This window comes from Paenibacillus plantarum (assembly GCF_013141695.1).
Lineage (GTDB): Bacteria > Bacillota > Bacilli > Paenibacillales > NBRC-103111 > Paenibacillus_E > Paenibacillus_E plantarum.
The window spans coordinates 487,670-504,753 of record NZ_WHNY01000075.1 but is presented as its reverse complement, the minus strand read 5'-3'; the positions used below and the strand labels follow the sequence as shown (position 1 = coordinate 504,753).

Below are 17,084 nucleotides of genomic sequence, written 5' to 3'. Positions count from 1 at the left end.
CTTGTCTCACACTTAGAAGTTGTTCAAAAAGCCCGATTTTGATCACGAAGTATACCAGGAAGTGTATTCGACATCGAATCTTGCATTCAGCCGGAACTTCCGGTGCTCACGTAGTTTCCACTACGCTCCGCTCCTCATTTCCTAGCTTCTTGCAACCTTCTCGGTGCTGAAAATCGTACTTTTTGAACTCACGCTTATACGTATTTGTATTCAGACAAGCAGGAAAATATCCCTGAAATCATCTTTCCTGTCCAGAGCCCCTTAAGTTTTTGTGAAAAGTATGGCATCATAGAGATTAGCAAAGTTGTCAACCTCGGAATGAAGAGGTAACCACACTGACAAATGACAACTAGCCTCAAAGAATGGAGTTGTATGCATCATGGCTTTAGACGGACTCGTCCTTCATGCAATTGTTCACGAGCTTCAAATGTATGTAGGAGGCCGCATTAATAAAATTCACCAACCGAGCGAAAATGACGTCGTGCTTCAAATTCGCACCCAAAGGCAGAACGTGAAGCTGCTCCTTTCCGCCAACCCTACGTATCCACGCGTCCAAACGACAGAACAAGTTACCATGAATCCGATGGATGCGCCTATGTTCTGTATGCTGCTTCGCAAATATTGTGAAGGCGGCGTCATTGAGGTCGTGGAACAAATCGGCATGGAACGTGTCATTCGTTTGCAGATTCGTCACCGTGACGAATTAGGAGATATATCCCTTAAGCATATTATTGTGGAAATCATGGGCCGCCACAGCAATATTATCTTGCTCGATCCCGTGACAGGAACAATTCTAGACGGCATCCATCATGTGACGCCAGCCATCAGTTCTTACCGGGTTGTTATGCCAGGGAGTACATATGTAACACCGCCTGAACAGGATAAACAAAACCCGCTTGAGGTTGATAGCGCAGCATTCATTCAAGCCTTAGAGCGGACATCGTCATCTGATGAGGTTTCCGTATCTCCATCGCCAATTAAACCTGAGCAACAGTTGGTTGCTGCATTCAGCGGACTAAGTCCACTGATCGCCAAGGAAATTGTATATCGCAGTATGCAAGGAAAAACGGAAGTCGATACCGCATCGCTTTGGCAGGCGTTCAGCGAAGTCATGACCGCTATGCGCGAGGATCGCTATGAACCGGTCATTGTAGAGCAAGAACCGACAGGCAAGCTGTTCTTCGCGATGACACCACTTACGCATATCAAGGGCACGTCGAAATCATACCCAACGCCAAGCTTGTGTTTGGAGCAATTCTATGGTGACAAAGCGGAAAGAGATACGGTTAAACAGCGTGTATCGGATTTGTTGAAATTTTTACAAAATGAAGTCAATAAAAATGTTAAAAAACTGGAAAAACTTCAGGATACGATCGAAGACTCCAAGGACGCTGATAAGTATCGCATTCTCGGAGAGCTGTTAACCGCCTCGCTCCATACAATCAAGAAAGGCGACAAAGAAGTCCAAGCCATTAATTACTACGATGAAGATCAGGCGATGATCACCATCACATTGGATCCGCTTCTTGGCCCGGCGGAAAATGCACAGCGCTATTTTAAGAAATATAGTAAATTGAAAAATAGTACGGTGATCGTCGAGGAGCAAATTGCCCAAACGCACCAAGAGATTACCTATCTCACAACGCTGCTGCAGCAGTTGAGTGTTGCCTCCTTGCCGGATATTGAAGAGATTCGTGATGAGCTTATGGAGCAAGGTTATGTGCGCGATCGCAACAAAAAGCAGCGTAAGAAAAAGAAAAAAGATAAGCCCGCTCTAGCCTGCTACGAATCCAGCGAGGGGGTTCCTATCTATGTTGGAAAAAATAATACACAAAACGAATATCTGACGAATCGCCTTGCTTCTTCGATGGATACATGGCTGCATACCAAGGATATTCCTGGCTCCCACGTCGTCATTCGCGGTGAGTTCAGCGACACCACTTTGCTTGAAGCCGCGCAGCTAGCTGCTTACTTCAGTCAAGCCAAAAACTCCAGTCAAGTTCCTGTGGATTACACAACGATCAAGCATGTCCATAAGCCAAACGGCTCGAAGCCCGGCTTTGTCATTTACGTGAATCAGAAGACAGTTTATGTGACACCAGAGGAAGAAGAAATCAAGCAATTGAAGGTGACCATTAAATAAACATGCCAAAAAACCTATCAGAGATTAATTCTCGATAGGTTTTTTCCATATAAATAACCATTGCTACAAATCCCATTGCTTAATTAATGAAAGTAAATAAGCCTTTACTTGCACTTGCAAATCCGGACGCTGTAAGGCAAGTTCAATGGTCGCTTCAATATACCCCAGCTTGTCCCCAACGTCGTAGCGCTTAGCTTGCATCAAGTAAGCCGCCATCTGCTGTTCCTTATTCAGCACGCGCAAGGCATCCGTTAATTGAATCTCACCACCGCGGCCAGGCTCTTGACGCTCCAAAATGCGGAAAATTTCCGGCATAATGATGTAACGGCCAATTACCGCTAAATTCGAAGGCGCTTGATCTCGATCAGGCTTCTCGACCAGATCCTCAATCAATCGATAGTTCGCGTAGCTCGTCGCTGGAGAAACGATACCATATTTGCTAACATCAGCCCAAGGCACCTCTTGAACCGCAATGACGGAGGTTTCCGTCTGCTCATAAATATCCATCATCTGTTTAAGCCCAGGTGGAGTAGATTGGAGAATATCATCCCCAAGTAAAACGGCAAATGGCTCATCTCCAATAAATTTGCGCGCGCAGAGAATAGCGTGACCCAGGCCAAGCGGCTGCTTCTGACGAATATAATGAACATCCGCTAGATTAGACACCGATTTCACAATCTCCAGCAGCTGTGTGCTCCCTTTTTCTTCAAGCATCATCTCAAGCTCTACGGATTTATCAAAATGATCCTCAATCGCACGTTTGTTACGTCCTGTAACGATGATAATATCCTCAATGCCGGACTCAATCGCTTCTTCTACTATGTACTGAATAGCTGGTTTGTCAACGATGGGCAGCATTTCCTTGGGCTGCGCTTTGGTTGCGGGCAAGAAACGGGTGCCTAGTCCCGCCGCGGGAATAATGGCTTTTCGAATTTTTTTCATGAGCGATCCTCCTTCGATAACTGTAAAAGTTCCACGACATCCATGCCGATGCGTTTCGAGCCGATAGCCCCGTGGAAAGCAACTCCATCACGTACGCCATGGAAATCAGAGCCTGCCGTGATCAGCAGCCCTTTACGCTCTGCAAGAAGTCTATATCTTTCTTCATCTTCGAGCGAATGATCAGCATGATACACTTCAATCCCATCTAATCCCTGTGAAGTAATGACCTCTACTAGCGCATCATCGTGATAAATACCAGGGTGTGCAAGCACCGCTTTGCCGCCAGCTTCATGAATCCATGTAATCGCCGTTGCCGGCTCAATACGAGGTGGATTGGCGTAAGCAGCAGCTCCCGTAGCCAAATAGCGATCGAAAGCTTCCGTAATCGTACTCACATAGCCTTTATTCATGAGCACAGCAGCAATATGCGGCCGCCCAACTGTATCACCTTTGCGCTTCACATTGGCGACTTCTTTGAGAACTTCCTCCATCGTAATGTCGATGCCAAGCTGCTGCAGTCGTGCAATAATCATCTCATTACGGGTATCCCTTGTATCACGTAAAGACGACAAGCGTTGTAGGAATTGTTCATCGGCAATGTTCATGTAATAACCCAGAATATGAATGTCCTGGCCATTCGCAACCGTTGAAATTTCAACGCCGGGAACAACGACAATGCCCAATTCCGTGCCTGCCGCAAGTGCCTCCGCTACCCCCGAAATGGTATCATGATCCGTAATCGCAATTGCACCTAATCCTGCGTCTAAAGCCATCTGGACATTCGCTCTCGGCGACTGCGTCCCGTCTGAAGCTGTTGTATGTGAATGTAAGTCTGCTTCCATTCAATCCCCCGTCCTTCTTATAGAAAACGACTTAAATCTTCTTGTCTCAAGAACGTCATGAAGCTTACGGCCGATATAGGCAGCAAGGTCGAGTTTAAATAAATCGCATAAAAGCTGCGCTCAAACACGATATTCTCGATTTTTTTCACTTTAAAAAGGCCTAGCGTTACCTCATGCTTCACGGACGATTGCGAAAGAATAGAAATCCCTAATCCCGCTTCAACAGCCGATTTGATGGCTCCTGTGCTTCCTAGCTCCATCACGATCTTCATGGAGGAACAATCCATGTTGCAGCGAGCGAATTCTTCCTCCATGACTCTCCTAGTACCTGAGCCCTGTTCACGTAGAACAAACGGATACTTTAACAACTCTTCCAATGTAACAACCGGGGCATCCGCTAGCGGATGATCCGAAGGAACAATGAGTCGCAGCTCGTCACTAAGGATCGGTTCGGTATGAACGTCTGGATGATGAATAGGCGCTTCAACAAGACCGAAATTGAGTTGATGACTAAGTACCTCATCCAAGATTTGGGCAGTGTTCATTACTTTCATCGATACGGAGATGTTCGGGTAATCCTTGCTGAAAGGACCCAGAAGCCGAGGTAAAATGTACTCCCCCATCGTTAAGCTGGCACCTAGCTGCAGACGCCCTTCGATCATCATAGTAAATTTCGACATCGCGACATCGGTGTCGCGAATAAGCTCAATGCTATTTTTGGCAAATGGCAGCAAAGCTCGTCCTGCTTCGGACAGTTCGATCTTCTTGGTGCTGCGATGAAAGAGCTTCACACCAAAGTAATCCTCAAGTGACTGTACCTGCATCGTCACGGCAGGCTGTGTCATATGTAACGCACCGGCTGCATGTGAGAAACTGCCTTTTTCCGCTACGGTATAGAAAATGTGTAATTGATGAAAATTAAGTGCCATGATATACCGCCTCTCTTTGCTCCATTATATGAAATCGAACCCGTACAGTCCATCAAGACGACAAAAAAGAGTATGTCTGCCCTAGCTCCAGACATACTCTGCTCAATGACATGATTAGCGCCGCTTGCGACTATTCTTGATTAAGGTCATACGACGAGAGTGTCTCAACCAGGAATAGTACGATTTCAAATCGCGCAGCTCCATGGTCTCTGACATTTTGCCAAGAAAGGTAACGATGATCATTTTGTGCAGAGGATTGCCTACAAGATCCGTCTCATGCTCCAAATGGGAGAATTCAGCCACTACCACCAAATCATCATCAATCAGGTAGACGTCTTCTTCGTTCCGATAATAAGGGACCATGCTATCATTTTTAAGCTTCTCCCAGAGAAACGCGCAGATTTCCTCAAGTGAATTGTTATCGCTAGAAATACGATCGCTCCATCTCAGCTTAGCATGATTCGTGATCACGATATCCGCCACTTTCTTATCACCTAGCTGTACGAAGAATGGTTCGTAAGTACTCCATCTCCCCATAACCTTATCTTTCATGATCACATCCCCTTTCCTATTTAAATGGGACCGAATACCTACTCCCTGAAGTTCTGTAAGTTATATTTTACTGTATTATAACTTTTTTTCCCATGGAAGAATATATAAAATTATTAATAAGTATTTATGAAGACAACAAACTATGCCTAATTTTCGGAAAATTGAGAAAACTTCTAACAAAGTCATTCAAACGAGATCGACCAAGGTCCCTATAAGGAGAAAAAAAAGAAAAAAGCTTCTCACGAAGCTTTCATTTTGCACTGTAGCCTCAAAGCGTGTAAAATCTAGTTTTGTCAGGAACGTCACTACTATACTCTGTCTTAATTTCATTACGATATGATTTCTCTACCTTCTTGACGTAAGGCAACTTGAGCAGACTGCGTGTGGTCTCTTCCAATTTGCTGGCATGTATATAAAGAACGGCATAATTCATTTTCTTGGATATGTAATGAAGGGAACCGAACCGCTCCAAATTTCTGGCCGCTTTAATATCGTTTACCCAAATGATTAATCCGCTTCGCTCAATCATCATGATTGCAACCTCTTTTCAATAATCCTAGTATGGAGTGATCTCACAACATGAAGCCATCAGACACTATTGTCCGCGTGTCTCGCGGACATATCACAGAAAGCATACATCGCATCCACCTTGCTGTTGTCGATAACCAAGGAACGCTCCTGCACGGTGCAGGCGATCCGCACCTGCTCACCTTCGCCCGTTCGACGGCGAAGCTGATTCAAGCCTTGCCGGTCATTGAATCCGGCGCGGCTGATCATTTCGGCCTGACTGAGGCCGAAATTGCCTTATGCTGCGCTTCCCACAATGGGGAAGCTGAGCATGTGAGCACGGCCCGCGGCATCCTGGGCAAGCTTGGGTATCATGCGAAGCATCTGCAATGCGGTGCGCATGAGCCGTACCATGCGCCAACTGCACAGGCGATGCGTGAACGGGGAGAGTCCCCGTCAACTTTGCACAACAATTGCTCGGGCAAACATTCGGGTATGCTATCCTTAAGCAGCCATCTTGGCGCTTCACCAGATTCCTACATGAGCCCTGAGCATCCTGTTCAAGTCTTAATGTTAGATGCTGTTAGCGCCATGTCAGATGTGCCTAAGGAGCAGATGGAGCTCGGAATTGACGGCTGTGGTGTCCCAGTGTTTGGGATGCCGATCAACCATCTCGCGCTCGCTTTTGCCCGATTGGGCAGCCCCGAAGGGCTATCTGCAGAGCGTGCAAACGCTTGCCAGAGAATTGTCAATGCTGTGCGAAAATATCCTCAATTCCTCGCAGGAAGCGACCGCTTCGATACGCGATTAATCGAGGTTACAAAAGGCCGAATCATAGGCAAAATGGGTGCTGAAGGCATCTTCGCCCTCTCCATACCCGATCAAGCCATTGGCTTCGTCTTAAAAGTAGAAGATGGAAACATTCGTGCTTTGTATCCCGCAGTCACTGAGGCGTTAAAGCAGCTAGGCTATCTGTCGGAAACCGAGGTTAGTGAGCTCAAGGAATTCCATACACCTGCCGTTCACAACTGGCAAGGAACCGAGGTCGGACGCATCCGCCCCGATTTCTGCCTGTGAGGCCGCTTTTGATCACGAAGTAATCCTTACGTCCCTACATTAACCGCAATTCCCACTGCAGCTTCCACCGGAGCTGCAGCCTTTGCCGGTTGGCAAGGGGTTATTGCTTGGCACTTTAATCGAATCTGATACCGCGTGAGCAATCGTCGTTGAAACGGTGAACAACAAGTCATCCAAGCGATCCTCAGCTTCTTTGTACTTGCGAACAGCCTCAACAGCTAGGAGCTTCTCTTGCACATCATTCACAGCTGCTAAAGCATCGTGATAGCTCGGGTGGTAATGCCCAAAACGCTCGCACTCCTCAAAAGCATCTTTCTTCCTAGCAAAAACAGCTTGTAAATCTTTCACTTCTCTGCTGTTCGCGACCTCGGTCTTCCAATATAAATAATCTGCAACTTCCGCAGAAGAATTAATCATATCACCCATATCGTAAGCTTGCATAAGGATAGCCGACATATCCAGTGTTTCTGTTTCCATTGTTTGTAACATTACGACAACCTCATCCTTCCTCGCGAAAAAGTCTATAACACTTCTATCATATCACAGTTCGCCAAGAGTTTCTTCCTTTTCTCTTACAGACCCATCGTTGATTCCTGGTAATATGAGCTTCATCTCTTTCCAATCCTCACTGGTCCAAGCGACCTCCTCATATTCTTCCCACCCCTCCAGAATCCAACCTGTTCGATCTTCGCGCAGCATGCGCGGGATAATGAAGCAGTCGCGTCCTTCTTTTCTCAACTGAAGCACACTTTTCCATTCGATAGCTTTACGAATCATATCCTTCCGCGTAGAGGCATGATAGTCGCGTAACTCTTTGATCCAACTCATAGGAATTTGCTTCATATCTGGATATAAGTCCTCCCGCCGCGGCAAATATGGATCAATTTCATATAATTGAATTGTATCTTTAGAGTAACAGAGGCCTAATTGAGGCTCATTCCATAATGGAATCTCCGGCTCTTCATCACTCAAAAAATTCGGAATTGCACTTTGATTGGGGTGGAAACCCATCGCTTCCAAGCATTTCGTCAAATGTTTAATATGCGCGCGTGAAATAATAAAATTGGTTTCTCCCATACGCTCCCCGAGCAGATTGCGGCACTTCTCATTCCGAAGCAAAGCTTCCGCAACCTCATTCGTTTGACAGCGAAGCAGTGTTACATCCGTTAGGTAGAGCTTGTCCTTCTGCTCCTCCCACTGCTGCAAGGTGATGATCACTTGTTCGGGAATTTCATAATAAGCATGATCACGCAGAACTTGAATTACGTCTGAGCTTCTCAGACCATGATCTAACGCGCGCTGGAAGCTTTCCTTAGTCAAACGATAGGTACGTACGAGATCGGTGTTCTGCAGGTCAGCAAATGCCGCAACTCCCCACTCTAAGCGCAGAGAAGCATTAGGTGGTAAAAGCACTTCGAAATCAGGCTGAACGTATAGAGATGGATCGGTTCGGACAGCCAGCTCGTTGAGAGAGTCTGAAAGCTCACCTGAACGCAACATAGGAGTGATCAGCCATCTGAACCAAAGTTGCCCCTCTTGATTTTCCGCTAACTCAACAAATCGAAATGTGGACAAAGGCCTAATCCAGGCTGTCATTAGCTCCTGACGAAGAGTCTCCTCGTCCATCGGTTTATGGCCAATCGAATAGCATGAGCGAACGGCTTGCAACAGCTCCGATAAACTATACCACTGCAAGACAGTCGCCCTTTCCATGAATGCGATCCCATGCTCCAGCCAAACCGGAGCGGGGATCAAAGCCTGCCGCCAAATACGATACAATTGCGCTTGTTGGTGTTCATAGGAGCTTTGAATCCAACGCTTAAAATGACGATGATGGAATAGGAACCTGTTGCCTGCTTCATTTTTATAGAGGAATCCCATTCGCATGCCTAATTCAAGCATCAACGCGGCAGGCTCATCATACACGTCCGTGAATGCGTATGTAAGTCCTGACTGTGTTACTATTCTTGCGGGTAAACTCACATGTTCCGTAATCTTCTGCAACTGCTTTTTATGTAAAGTTCCTTTACTCGTAAGGGAAAGTTCGGATTGTCGCGAACAGTTGACCATACAATGAAACAATTGCTGCGCGAGTCCTCGTGGATTCGAAGGGACACCTTCATCCATATCTGCCATGTGATCGCTGAGATCGCTTAACACGTCTACATTGCTTTGCTCGGTAAGCCTTACGGCAGGAAACACTAGGCTCTGCCAACCTGCGAATGCATCCTCAGGCAGCGTGTACAACTGTTCTCCCCATGATTTACGGAAAGCAACAATGACACCATAACGACGAAGTCCCCATAACCCCAAACTGACTTGAGCACCAGACATTTGGAGCACTGCTTCTTTTTCCAACCTCTCGCCAGTAAAAGGCAGACAGCCGAACGTTGACAACACCAGGCGTAACGTTCGCTTCTCATCGGAAGAGAGATGAAGATAGAGTTCAGCTAAATGAGTAGGAAGCGTAAGAATCTCTTCTAATGATTCCCCTGACGTACGGAGTGCAGAGCACCACGGTTGTCTTACAATGGACTCCTTTAACGAAATCGGCATTTTCCTTTCCACATGCTCGTACTTCATTTTCCAAGCCTACCTCCTCATCTTATTGCTTCATTCCAGCTTGTAATCTCGTATTGATATCCTTGTTCTACAAGAAAGAGCTGCCTCTTCATGGCAAAATCCTGTTCTTTCGTGTCCGCGCTAACGAGTGAATAGAAGACGGCCGTGTTCTCACCATTTCGCTTCGGCCGAAGAATACGCCCCAATCGTTGTGCCTCTTCTTGCCTCGAGCCATAACTTCCCGATACCTGAATGGCGATTGCCGCATCTGGGAGATCGACAGCGAAATTCGCTACTTTGGAAACGATGAGCAGTGGGAGCTGCCCCTTTTTGAATTGTTCATATAGCTCTTCTCGACGTTCATGAAGGGTACTGCCGCATATCATGGGAGCACCTGTATGAATTGCAATTTCTTCAAGCTGATCAATATATTGACCGATAATTAACGTCGGTTCATCCGGATGGAGCTTCAACAAATAATCAATGACCGCAAGCTTCGCTGTATTCTCTCCGGCAATCCGGAACTGGTGCCTAGATTCTGAGGCATGATAACGATCTCGGTCCATAATTGACAGGGGTACCCGCACTTCTTGGCAAGTCACCTTAGCCAGCCACCCCATCGTTTCGAGCTGCTTCCACGCCATGTCATACTTCTTGGGCCCGACTAATGAGAACACGTCACCCTCTAAGCCATCTTCTCTAATTAGCGTTGCCGTTAAACCGAGCCTGCGTGTGGCTTGTATCTCCGCAGTCGCACGAAAAACGGGGGCAGGCAGAAGGTGAACCTCATCATAAATGATGAGGCCCCACTCCCTCTCGCTAAATAACCGCAAATGCGAGAATTCAGCCTCCTTGCTCCCGCGGTGCGTTAGTATTTGGTAGGTGGCAATGGTGATGGGTCTTATCTCCTTCGTGGTGCCATTATACTCACCCACCTGATCGCTAGTTAGTCCGGTCTTACTTAAAATTTCACGTTTCCACTGCTTCACTGACGTTACATTCGAGGTAAGGATCAGTGTTGCACAGCTTGCTTTCGCCATTGCGGCGATCCCCACTACCGTCTTACCTGCTCCGCAAGGGAGCACCAGAACACCGCTTCCACCATGGCCAACCTGCTGAAAAGCGTCTACGGCTTGCTTTTGATAATCGCGCAGTTGGAAAGGCTCATCCATCTGATCTTCGTCACGCCAAGGAATCTCCAGAAATTCTCCGCTGCGGTAGGAAGCTAGATCCTCCACGGGATAACCGAGCTTCATTAACTCTTGCTTCAAAATCCCCCGATGGCTCGGTGATATGGCAATAGCCCGTTCACCACGGGCATCCTTGAGATAGTTTTGCAAAGACTCATAGGCACAAATTTCTTTGAAAACGACGGTATCCTCGCTGACCAAGAAGAGTTCCTTCCCCACATGCAGCATGCGTAGAATCCCATAGCGCTTCGTATATTTCCGAATCGTGCTAAGCACAGCAGAGGGTACACCAAATTTGGCATGCTGCTGCAAGCAGGATGTCATCTCTTCCAACCCCATGCCTGCTGCAGCTGCGTTCCACAAAGACAATGGAGTAACACGATAGGTGTGAAGATGTTCTGGACTTTTCACTAGATCTGCAAAGCGAGCCAGCTTACCCTGAAGCTTGTCAAATTCCGGATGATTCGTTTCGAGGAGGATAGATAAATCGCTCTGAACAATCAGAGGCTTTGAAGGATCCATAGTCAATCGCATATTCCCTCCTTTTTCCTTTAGTATGAAGGGAAAGTACTTGATTTAAACATGGTCTCCATGCTAACGTATCTCAAAAGAGTTCATACACGGCGATAATCCCGACAATCATGATGGCAAATAAAGACACCCAACTTGCAACTACGCCAGGGCGCACACCAACTTTCTCCTCTTTCGTGTACCAATGTGCTTTCCTCGCGCGCGCTTCAACATCTTTCACATGAGCCTCAAATTTTTTCTCTATCTCGTATAAGTTCCACATGGTAATTCCCCCCATCCTTTGGTTGGAATTGATTTTAACATGGCAAGAAGTACCAGAGTTATCTATAATAAATGATCGTTTCGATCGAAAATAGTGATGGTTGAGGAGTGCATACAGATGGATCTTACCTTATATAAAACACTGCTCGAAGTAGCGAAATGGCAAAACTTTACGAAGGCTTCCGAAAAATTGGGATACGCTCAGTCTAGTGTGACCTCCCAAATCCAAAAGCTAGAGATCGAATACGGGGTTGAAATCTTCGAGCGGATCGATAAAAAGATGAGACCTACGCCTGCGGGGGACATTTTACTGCGATATGCAGCGAAAATGTTGAAGTTATATGAGGAGTCCAAAATCAATGTAGCTGGTCAAACGACAGGAAGCTTTATGATTGGCACACACGAAACAACGCTCTTCTCTTATATGCTGCCTCCGTTCCTCGGCGCTTTCAAAAAGTGCTTTCCAAACATTACGATCACCATCAATGAATTATTGGAAAATGATACATCCCGTGCGCTGAAGGCAGGCGAATGCGATTTAGGGTTCATCGTCGACAAGGAACTCAGCGATCCTGATTTAATCTATAGGACGATACAAGAAGAGGAGTTTGTCATTGTGGCAGCACCTGACCACCCCTTAGCCGCGAAATCGGCTATTATACCGGAGGATCTCAATGGCGCTGAAATTCTGATGTCCATCTCAGGAGGACGTTGTCGGAAATTATTCGAAACGATGCTGCGTAAACATAATGTGCAGTATACACTCACCTATGAGATTAATAACTATGAAACGATCAAAAAATGCGCTATGCACGGACTCGGCCTTTGCTTACTGCCAAGAACGACCGTAACAACGGAAACACAAAACGGGCAGTTAGCGATATTACCGCTGAACTACCCGAATTTTAAATTAAATGTGCAATTATGCTATCATGCCAAAAGACAATTATCTGTACCCTTGACAAACTTCATCCAGCTAATGTGTGAAACTACTCCACACGAACGGCTTTCTGTTGAGCAATCAAGCACAATTCAGCCGCTTTGAACGTATGTGCTTGGGTCATCGCAGTTTCTGTACGATGAATGCAATCCAGAATCAACTGACCGAAGAAAGGAAAGCCTACTTGTCCATGCAGACTGTAGTGCTTTTCTCCTTGTTGGTTGACTAGATACAACTGATCTCCCTGCGGATCGCGAGCAATATCAATATATTTACGCAGCTCGATATAACCCTCAGTTCCAAGAATCAATGTACGCCCGTCTCCCCATGTTCCTAAGCCATTAGGCGTCAGCCAGTCTACACGGAAATAATTCGTTGCCCCATTGTCCCCAATCAGTGTCGCATCGCCGAAATCCTCTAGCTCCGGATAATCCTTCGCATGATAGTTCGCTACTTTACTGCTAACGACTGTCGCATCTTTACAGCCCGAATAGAAGAGGAACTGCTCGATTTGATGGCTGCCGATATCACATAGAATACCGCCATATTTATCCTTCTCAAAAAACCAATCCGGACGGCTTGAAGCATTCAAACGGTGAGGTCCTAAGCCAATCACTTGAACCACGCGACCAATCGCGCCTTCTTCAATCAACTGACCCGCGAAAACCGCACTTTCCACGTGAAGTCGTTCACTATAGTAAACAGCATATTTACGTCCTGTAGCTTCAACTACGGACTTCGCCGCAGCAAGCTGGTCCAGGGAAGTAAATGGTGTTTTATCTGTGAAATAGTCCTTGCCATGCTCCATCACACGAATCCCGAGAGGACCACGCTCTGAAGGTACAGCTGCGGAAGCGACAAGCTTCACTTCTGGATCATGAAGAATCTCATCTTCAGAAGCAGCAATCTGAGCTTGAGGAAACTTCGCGACAAATGCCGCTACTTTCGCTGGGTCTTGATCGTACACCCATTTGAGTTCAGCGCCAGCTTCTAGAAGTCCGTTACTCATGCCATAAATATGACCATGATCCAACGCAATTACTGCAAAGGTAAACTCCCCTTTTTGAACAACAAGGTTCGGTTTCCCTTTGGGCGCATAATTCATGCCATCATTTTTTTGCATATCGAATTTCCCCCATGATCTTAGACATCAAGTGTTTTAAAGGAGCCTGCTTCTTTACTTGATTTGGAATTTTTGATTTTCTCTTGCAAATGCTGCTCAAAAAGATCTTCGTCGATCGGCAAATCAACCCAGTTGTCTGTGAATGTTGAGAGCATGATCGCATTGGAAATCATTAAACCTTTAATGCCTTCTGCTCCTGGAGCAATCAATGGTGTGCCATGAAGAATGGCATCAACAAAGTTCTGTGTGATCCCCATGTGGCCCGTTTCTTTACCTTCAACTGGGATTTCACATTTCCAACATTCCGGTTGACCAAAGCCGCCTTTGTACGTTTCATTGAATTCTCTTTCGGAAACGCGTAAACGCCAGAACGTCAATTTGCCATCTTCAATGACAATTTTACCACGGTCGCCAGACAACTCGAAACGATTCGTCCCAGGCGCTTCACCTGTTGTCGTCACGAACAATCCTGTTGCGCCATTCTCATACTCAACGAATGCCGTTACATCATCTTCAACTTCGATATTGCGGTGCTTCCCGAAATAACAGAATGCACGAACACGCTTCGGCATCATATCAATCGTCCACTGCCATAGGTCCAGTTGATGCGGATCTTGGTTAATAAGTACACCGCCGCCTTCTCCAGCCCAAGTAGCACGCCAGCCGCCAGAATCGTAATAGCTTTGTGATCTATACCAATTGGTAATAATCCAGTTCGTTCTGCGAATCTCACCTAGTTCACCAGAAGAAACCAGATCCTTTAATTTTTTATATAGAGGATTTGTACGTTGATTGTACATCATGCTGAATACTTTACCTGAAGCTTCTGCTGCTTCATTCATTTGACGCACTTGTTTGGTATACACGCCAGCCGGCTTTTCACAAATAACGTGCATGCCTGCTTGGAAAGCGCGTACAGCTGTTTCAGGGTGATCATAGTGAGGCGTTGCGATCAAAACCCCATCAATCAAGCCAGAAGCCAGAAAATCATCCAGATTGTCAAATAGCTTGACACCTTCACCAAGATTTTCTTTTGCCCACTCTAGACGATCTGCTCTCGGTTCACAAATAGCGGTAAGAACGCCGCCCTTGACTTCATTATTCACTAAATATTTGGCATGTCCAGTTCCCATGTTACCTAGACCAACGATACCAATCCTTACTTTCTCCACTGTACGTCACCTTTTTCTTGTCAGATTCACAATTATTAAGCACGTTTTCACTTTAGCATATTTAAGAGGAGGCATCTTGTCGCAGATTGACTACCTTATTGCGAACTTTGACAGTTACACACGTATGAGACCAAGTTTACTGTGCAGATGACGGTAATTGAATACTGACCGTCGTTCCGACGCCTAGCTTACTTTGATATCGGATCACACCGTGGTGCTCTTCAATGATTGTAAAACTCACCATCATACCAAGCCCTGTCCCTTTTTCCTTTGTCGTATAAAAGGGTTCACCTATCCGCGGCAGTCTATCCTCTGAAATACCTTGGCCTTGATCAACAAACTGCAGGTTGACCCCGTTAGCTTGATTGTATGCAGTAATGGTCAAGATACCGCCAGATGGCATCGCTTCAATCGCATTTTTGATCACGTTGACAAAAACTTGCTTGATTTGATTCCGCTCACAATTGACAAATGAATGAATCGTATTGGCAATCAGTACAATTTCAACATTATTCATGATAGCTTCTGTATTTAAGAGCTGTATCACTTCTTCAAGTATCGTTACAGGATCATGCGGCATGTAAGCGACGGCTTGCGGCTTGGCAAGAATGAGCAGCTCTCCGAGAATCAACTCAATCCGATTAAACTCTTCTTGCATGATATGATAATAGCGCAATTTACTTTCTTCATTGGCGTGGCACATCAGCTTCACGAAGCCCTTTAGCGCCGTCAACGGGTTGCGAATCTCATGTGCAATACCAGCAGCCAATTGGCCAGCAACATGCAATTTCTCCGTTTTACGAAGCAGCTCCTCCGTTTGTTTCTGAACCGTAATATCCTGAACTGTGCCAAATAAACACAGCGCTCTTCCCCATTCATCATACGTAGTTTTGGCTAAGGTATGCAGAATGCGCACCTCGTCTCTAACTACGACTCTAAAAATGAGATCCATTGTCCCTTCATGTAAGGCCTTTTTTATGGCCATCCTCATTCTTACATTATCCTCAGGGTGTATACTTTCATGAAGTACCTCAATAGGCAACGTTTGGACCGCATCTTTGCAGCCAAATAACGCGTTCAATTCATCGGATACATACACCATGTTATTAATTGTATCCCACTCATAATGGCCCAGGCCTGCTATTTCTTGGGCGATTTCCAATTTAGCTTTACTTTGGATCAACTCATGCTCAACCCGTTTGTGAATGGTAATATCATGAACCAATCCACGTACGGCCATTCGCCCCCCATCTAGAACCACTCGTTCAATTTGAGAACGCAAATGGCGAATATCGCCATCTTGTCGTGTAATTTTGTATTCTATATCTGACATTCCAACCAGTATGGCTTGCTTAATCGCGAGCGCTACTTTCTCACGGTCATCTACGACAATGGGCTCAATTGCTTTACACAAATCAATTCTTACAGAAGGTTCAAACCCATGTATTCGGAACATTTCAATCGACCACGAAATCGAATCTTCATCCAAATCTTGTTCAAAACTGCCGAATTGACCTAAACGTTGTGCTTGTAGGAACCGATCTTCAACAATCTTACGTTCTGATATATCGCGCCAAATCCCTAAATTCTGAGTACGTTTACCTTGCTCGTCCGATAACCACTTGAAATTATTTTCTAACCATACATACCAACCCTTTTTATGAAGGAAACGACAGGTCACAATTCCTTGATCATTCGTAGCACACTCTTTTTCGTTGATAAAAATGTTCTTCAGCCCATCGATATCTTCCGAGTGACAAAAAGCTAATACGCTTGCACCGTACATATCCTCCAGTTCATACCCCAGAAGGTTTTTTACCGAAGGCGAAACATAGAGTAGCATGCCATCTTCTGATGTCAATGAAATGAGATCTTGAACATAGTTTGTGTACTTTTGATAAAGATCGTTTTCCATAGCATAATGATTGGCAAGCATTTCTGTTTTACGAATAACAATATGTAAGTTCTCACCAACGGGATAGGCACTAACTTGTATCCATTGATTGGATGGCTTTACATATTCTTTGAATGAAGTTTCTTTACCACTTTTGCGAGCTTGATGAAAATAACTGTAGGAAGCATGCCGAATTGCAGCTGGGAACTCTGCCCACGCCATTTTACCAAGCAGTTCTTCAGGAGATCGATTTAAAATACTTGCACCATAGTCGTTTGCGTATATAAAATGCCAGTTTGAATCTAGAATGATAAATCCCATAGAAGCGTTCTCTTCAAACGTGCTCATCTATTCTATACGGACCCCCTTCACTATTTCGTTATTATTATCACTCACATGGATACACCTCGTAAAGAGAA

Annotated in this window: 15 protein-coding genes; 3 read left to right on the top strand and 12 right to left on the bottom strand. The window is 45.6% G+C overall.

Translation table 11 applies throughout. The features are described 5' to 3' along the window. The first annotated feature begins 379 nt into the window (after positions 1–379). A complete protein-coding gene (locus tag GC096_RS30310) occupies positions 380–2,143 on the top strand; it encodes an Rqc2 family fibronectin-binding protein (protein ID WP_171635527.1) in 1,764 nt (587 codons plus the stop codon). 63 nt (positions 2,144–2,206) lie between these two features. Here the strand turns inward: GC096_RS30310 and galU are convergent, their stop codons facing one another. From galU to GC096_RS30285, 5 genes are all read right to left on the bottom strand, one after another. After that, complete coding sequence (gene galU, locus GC096_RS30305) at positions 2,207–3,085, bottom strand: UTP--glucose-1-phosphate uridylyltransferase GalU (protein WP_171635525.1); 879 nt, start codon at positions 3,083–3,085, stop codon at positions 2,207–2,209. Beyond that, a complete protein-coding gene (locus GC096_RS30300; RefSeq protein ID WP_171635523.1) occupies positions 3,082–3,927 on the bottom strand; it encodes a PHP domain-containing protein in 846 nt (281 codons plus the stop codon). The genes galU and GC096_RS30300 overlap by 4 nt, the downstream gene beginning before the upstream one ends. 17 nt (positions 3,928–3,944) lie before the next feature. Further along, a complete protein-coding gene (locus tag GC096_RS30295; protein WP_171635521.1) occupies positions 3,945–4,856 on the bottom strand; it encodes a selenium metabolism-associated LysR family transcriptional regulator in 912 nt (303 codons plus the stop codon). Positions 4,857–4,970: 114 nt separating this feature from the next. Beyond that, on the bottom strand, positions 4,971–5,408 hold the full coding sequence (locus GC096_RS30290; protein WP_056612399.1) for a hypothetical protein: 438 nt from the start codon (positions 5,406–5,408) through the stop codon (positions 4,971–4,973). Positions 5,409–5,676: 268 nt separating this feature from the next. Beyond that, positions 5,677–5,940, bottom strand: a complete 264-nt coding sequence (locus GC096_RS30285) for a YlbG family protein (RefSeq protein WP_056612401.1) — start codon at positions 5,938–5,940, stop codon at positions 5,677–5,679. 47 nt (positions 5,941–5,987) lie between these two features. On the opposite strand from GC096_RS30285, the gene GC096_RS30280 reads away from it, so the two are divergent. Next, positions 5,988–6,992: an asparaginase gene (locus GC096_RS30280; RefSeq protein WP_171635519.1), complete on the top strand. Its 1,005-nt coding sequence runs from the start codon at positions 5,988–5,990 to the stop codon at positions 6,990–6,992. A gap of 39 nt (positions 6,993–7,031) precedes the next feature. Here GC096_RS30280 and GC096_RS30275 read toward each other — a convergent pair whose 3' ends face one another. The 4 genes from GC096_RS30275 to GC096_RS30260 all read right to left on the bottom strand — a co-directional run bounded on the left by GC096_RS30275 (position 7,032) and on the right by GC096_RS30260 (position 11,537). Beyond that, complete coding sequence (locus GC096_RS30275) at positions 7,032–7,481, bottom strand: YlbF/YmcA family competence regulator (RefSeq protein WP_157256856.1); 450 nt, start codon at positions 7,479–7,481, stop codon at positions 7,032–7,034. A gap of 51 nt (positions 7,482–7,532) precedes the next feature. Then, positions 7,533–9,575 (bottom strand): helicase-associated domain-containing protein, encoded by a 2,043-nt coding sequence (locus GC096_RS30270; protein WP_171635517.1) that lies wholly within the window; start codon positions 9,573–9,575, stop codon positions 7,533–7,535. Between the two features lie 17 nt (positions 9,576–9,592). Next, positions 9,593–11,278, bottom strand: a complete 1,686-nt coding sequence (locus GC096_RS30265) for a DNA repair helicase XPB (protein WP_246303056.1) — start codon at positions 11,276–11,278, stop codon at positions 9,593–9,595. Between the two features lie 70 nt (positions 11,279–11,348). Further along, entirely contained in the window at positions 11,349–11,537 is a 189-nt protein-coding gene (locus tag GC096_RS30260) for a hypothetical protein (protein ID WP_171635515.1), read from the bottom strand. Between the two features lie 117 nt (positions 11,538–11,654). On the opposite strand from GC096_RS30260, the gene GC096_RS30255 reads away from it, so the two are divergent. Then, positions 11,655–12,581: a LysR family transcriptional regulator gene (locus GC096_RS30255; protein WP_171635513.1), complete on the top strand. Its 927-nt coding sequence runs from the start codon at positions 11,655–11,657 to the stop codon at positions 12,579–12,581. Here GC096_RS30255 and GC096_RS30250 read toward each other — a convergent pair. From GC096_RS30250 to GC096_RS30240, 3 genes are all read right to left on the bottom strand, one after another. Continuing rightward, positions 12,526–13,599 (bottom strand): Gfo/Idh/MocA family protein, encoded by a 1,074-nt coding sequence (locus tag GC096_RS30250; RefSeq protein WP_171635511.1) that lies wholly within the window; start codon positions 13,597–13,599, stop codon positions 12,526–12,528. The two genes, GC096_RS30255 and GC096_RS30250, sit on opposite strands and share 56 nt — an antisense overlap. A 20-nt stretch (positions 13,600–13,619) precedes the next feature. Beyond that, the gene (locus GC096_RS30245) at positions 13,620–14,771 is read right to left on the bottom strand and encodes a Gfo/Idh/MocA family protein (protein ID WP_171635509.1); all 1,152 of its coding nucleotides are present in this window, start codon (positions 14,769–14,771) and stop codon (positions 13,620–13,622) included. Between the two features lie 136 nt (positions 14,772–14,907). Further along, positions 14,908–17,013 carry a PAS domain-containing sensor histidine kinase gene (locus tag GC096_RS30240; protein ID WP_171635507.1) on the bottom strand — a complete coding sequence of 702 codons (2,106 nt, stop codon included), beginning with the start codon at positions 17,011–17,013 and terminating at the stop codon, positions 14,908–14,910. Positions 17,014–17,084 lie beyond the last annotated feature (71 nt).

What these genes read in the sequence shown, in the direction of transcription:
- GC096_RS30310 (WP_171635527.1), top strand. Translation starts at nt 380, where the DNA reads ATGGCTTTAGACGGACTCGTCCTTCATGCAATTGTTCACGAGCTTCAA.
- galU (WP_171635525.1), bottom strand. Translation starts at nt 3,085, where the DNA reads ATGAAAAAAATTCGAAAAGCCATTATTCCCGCGGCGGGACTAGGCACC.
- GC096_RS30300 (WP_171635523.1), bottom strand. Translation starts at nt 3,927, where the DNA reads ATGGAAGCAGACTTACATTCACATACAACAGCTTCAGACGGGACGCAG.
- GC096_RS30295 (WP_171635521.1), bottom strand. Translation starts at nt 4,856, where the DNA reads ATGGCACTTAATTTTCATCAATTACACATTTTCTATACCGTAGCGGAA.
- GC096_RS30290 (WP_056612399.1), bottom strand. Translation starts at nt 5,408, where the DNA reads ATGAAAGATAAGGTTATGGGGAGATGGAGTACTTACGAACCATTCTTC.
- GC096_RS30285 (WP_056612401.1), bottom strand. Translation starts at nt 5,940, where the DNA reads ATGATGATTGAGCGAAGCGGATTAATCATTTGGGTAAACGATATTAAA.
- GC096_RS30280 (WP_171635519.1), top strand. Translation starts at nt 5,988, where the DNA reads ATGAAGCCATCAGACACTATTGTCCGCGTGTCTCGCGGACATATCACA.
- GC096_RS30275 (WP_157256856.1), bottom strand. Translation starts at nt 7,481, where the DNA reads ATGTTACAAACAATGGAAACAGAAACACTGGATATGTCGGCTATCCTT.
- GC096_RS30270 (WP_171635517.1), bottom strand. Translation starts at nt 9,575, where the DNA reads ATGAAGTACGAGCATGTGGAAAGGAAAATGCCGATTTCGTTAAAGGAG.
- GC096_RS30265 (WP_246303056.1), bottom strand. Translation starts at nt 11,278, where the DNA reads ATGCGATTGACTATGGATCCTTCAAAGCCTCTGATTGTTCAGAGCGAT.
- GC096_RS30260 (WP_171635515.1), bottom strand. Translation starts at nt 11,537, where the DNA reads ATGTGGAACTTATACGAGATAGAGAAAAAATTTGAGGCTCATGTGAAA.
- GC096_RS30255 (WP_171635513.1), top strand. Translation starts at nt 11,655, where the DNA reads ATGGATCTTACCTTATATAAAACACTGCTCGAAGTAGCGAAATGGCAA.
- GC096_RS30250 (WP_171635511.1), bottom strand. Translation starts at nt 13,599, where the DNA reads ATGCAAAAAAATGATGGCATGAATTATGCGCCCAAAGGGAAACCGAAC.
- GC096_RS30240 (WP_171635507.1), bottom strand. Translation starts at nt 17,013, where the DNA reads ATGAGCACGTTTGAAGAGAACGCTTCTATGGGATTTATCATTCTAGAT.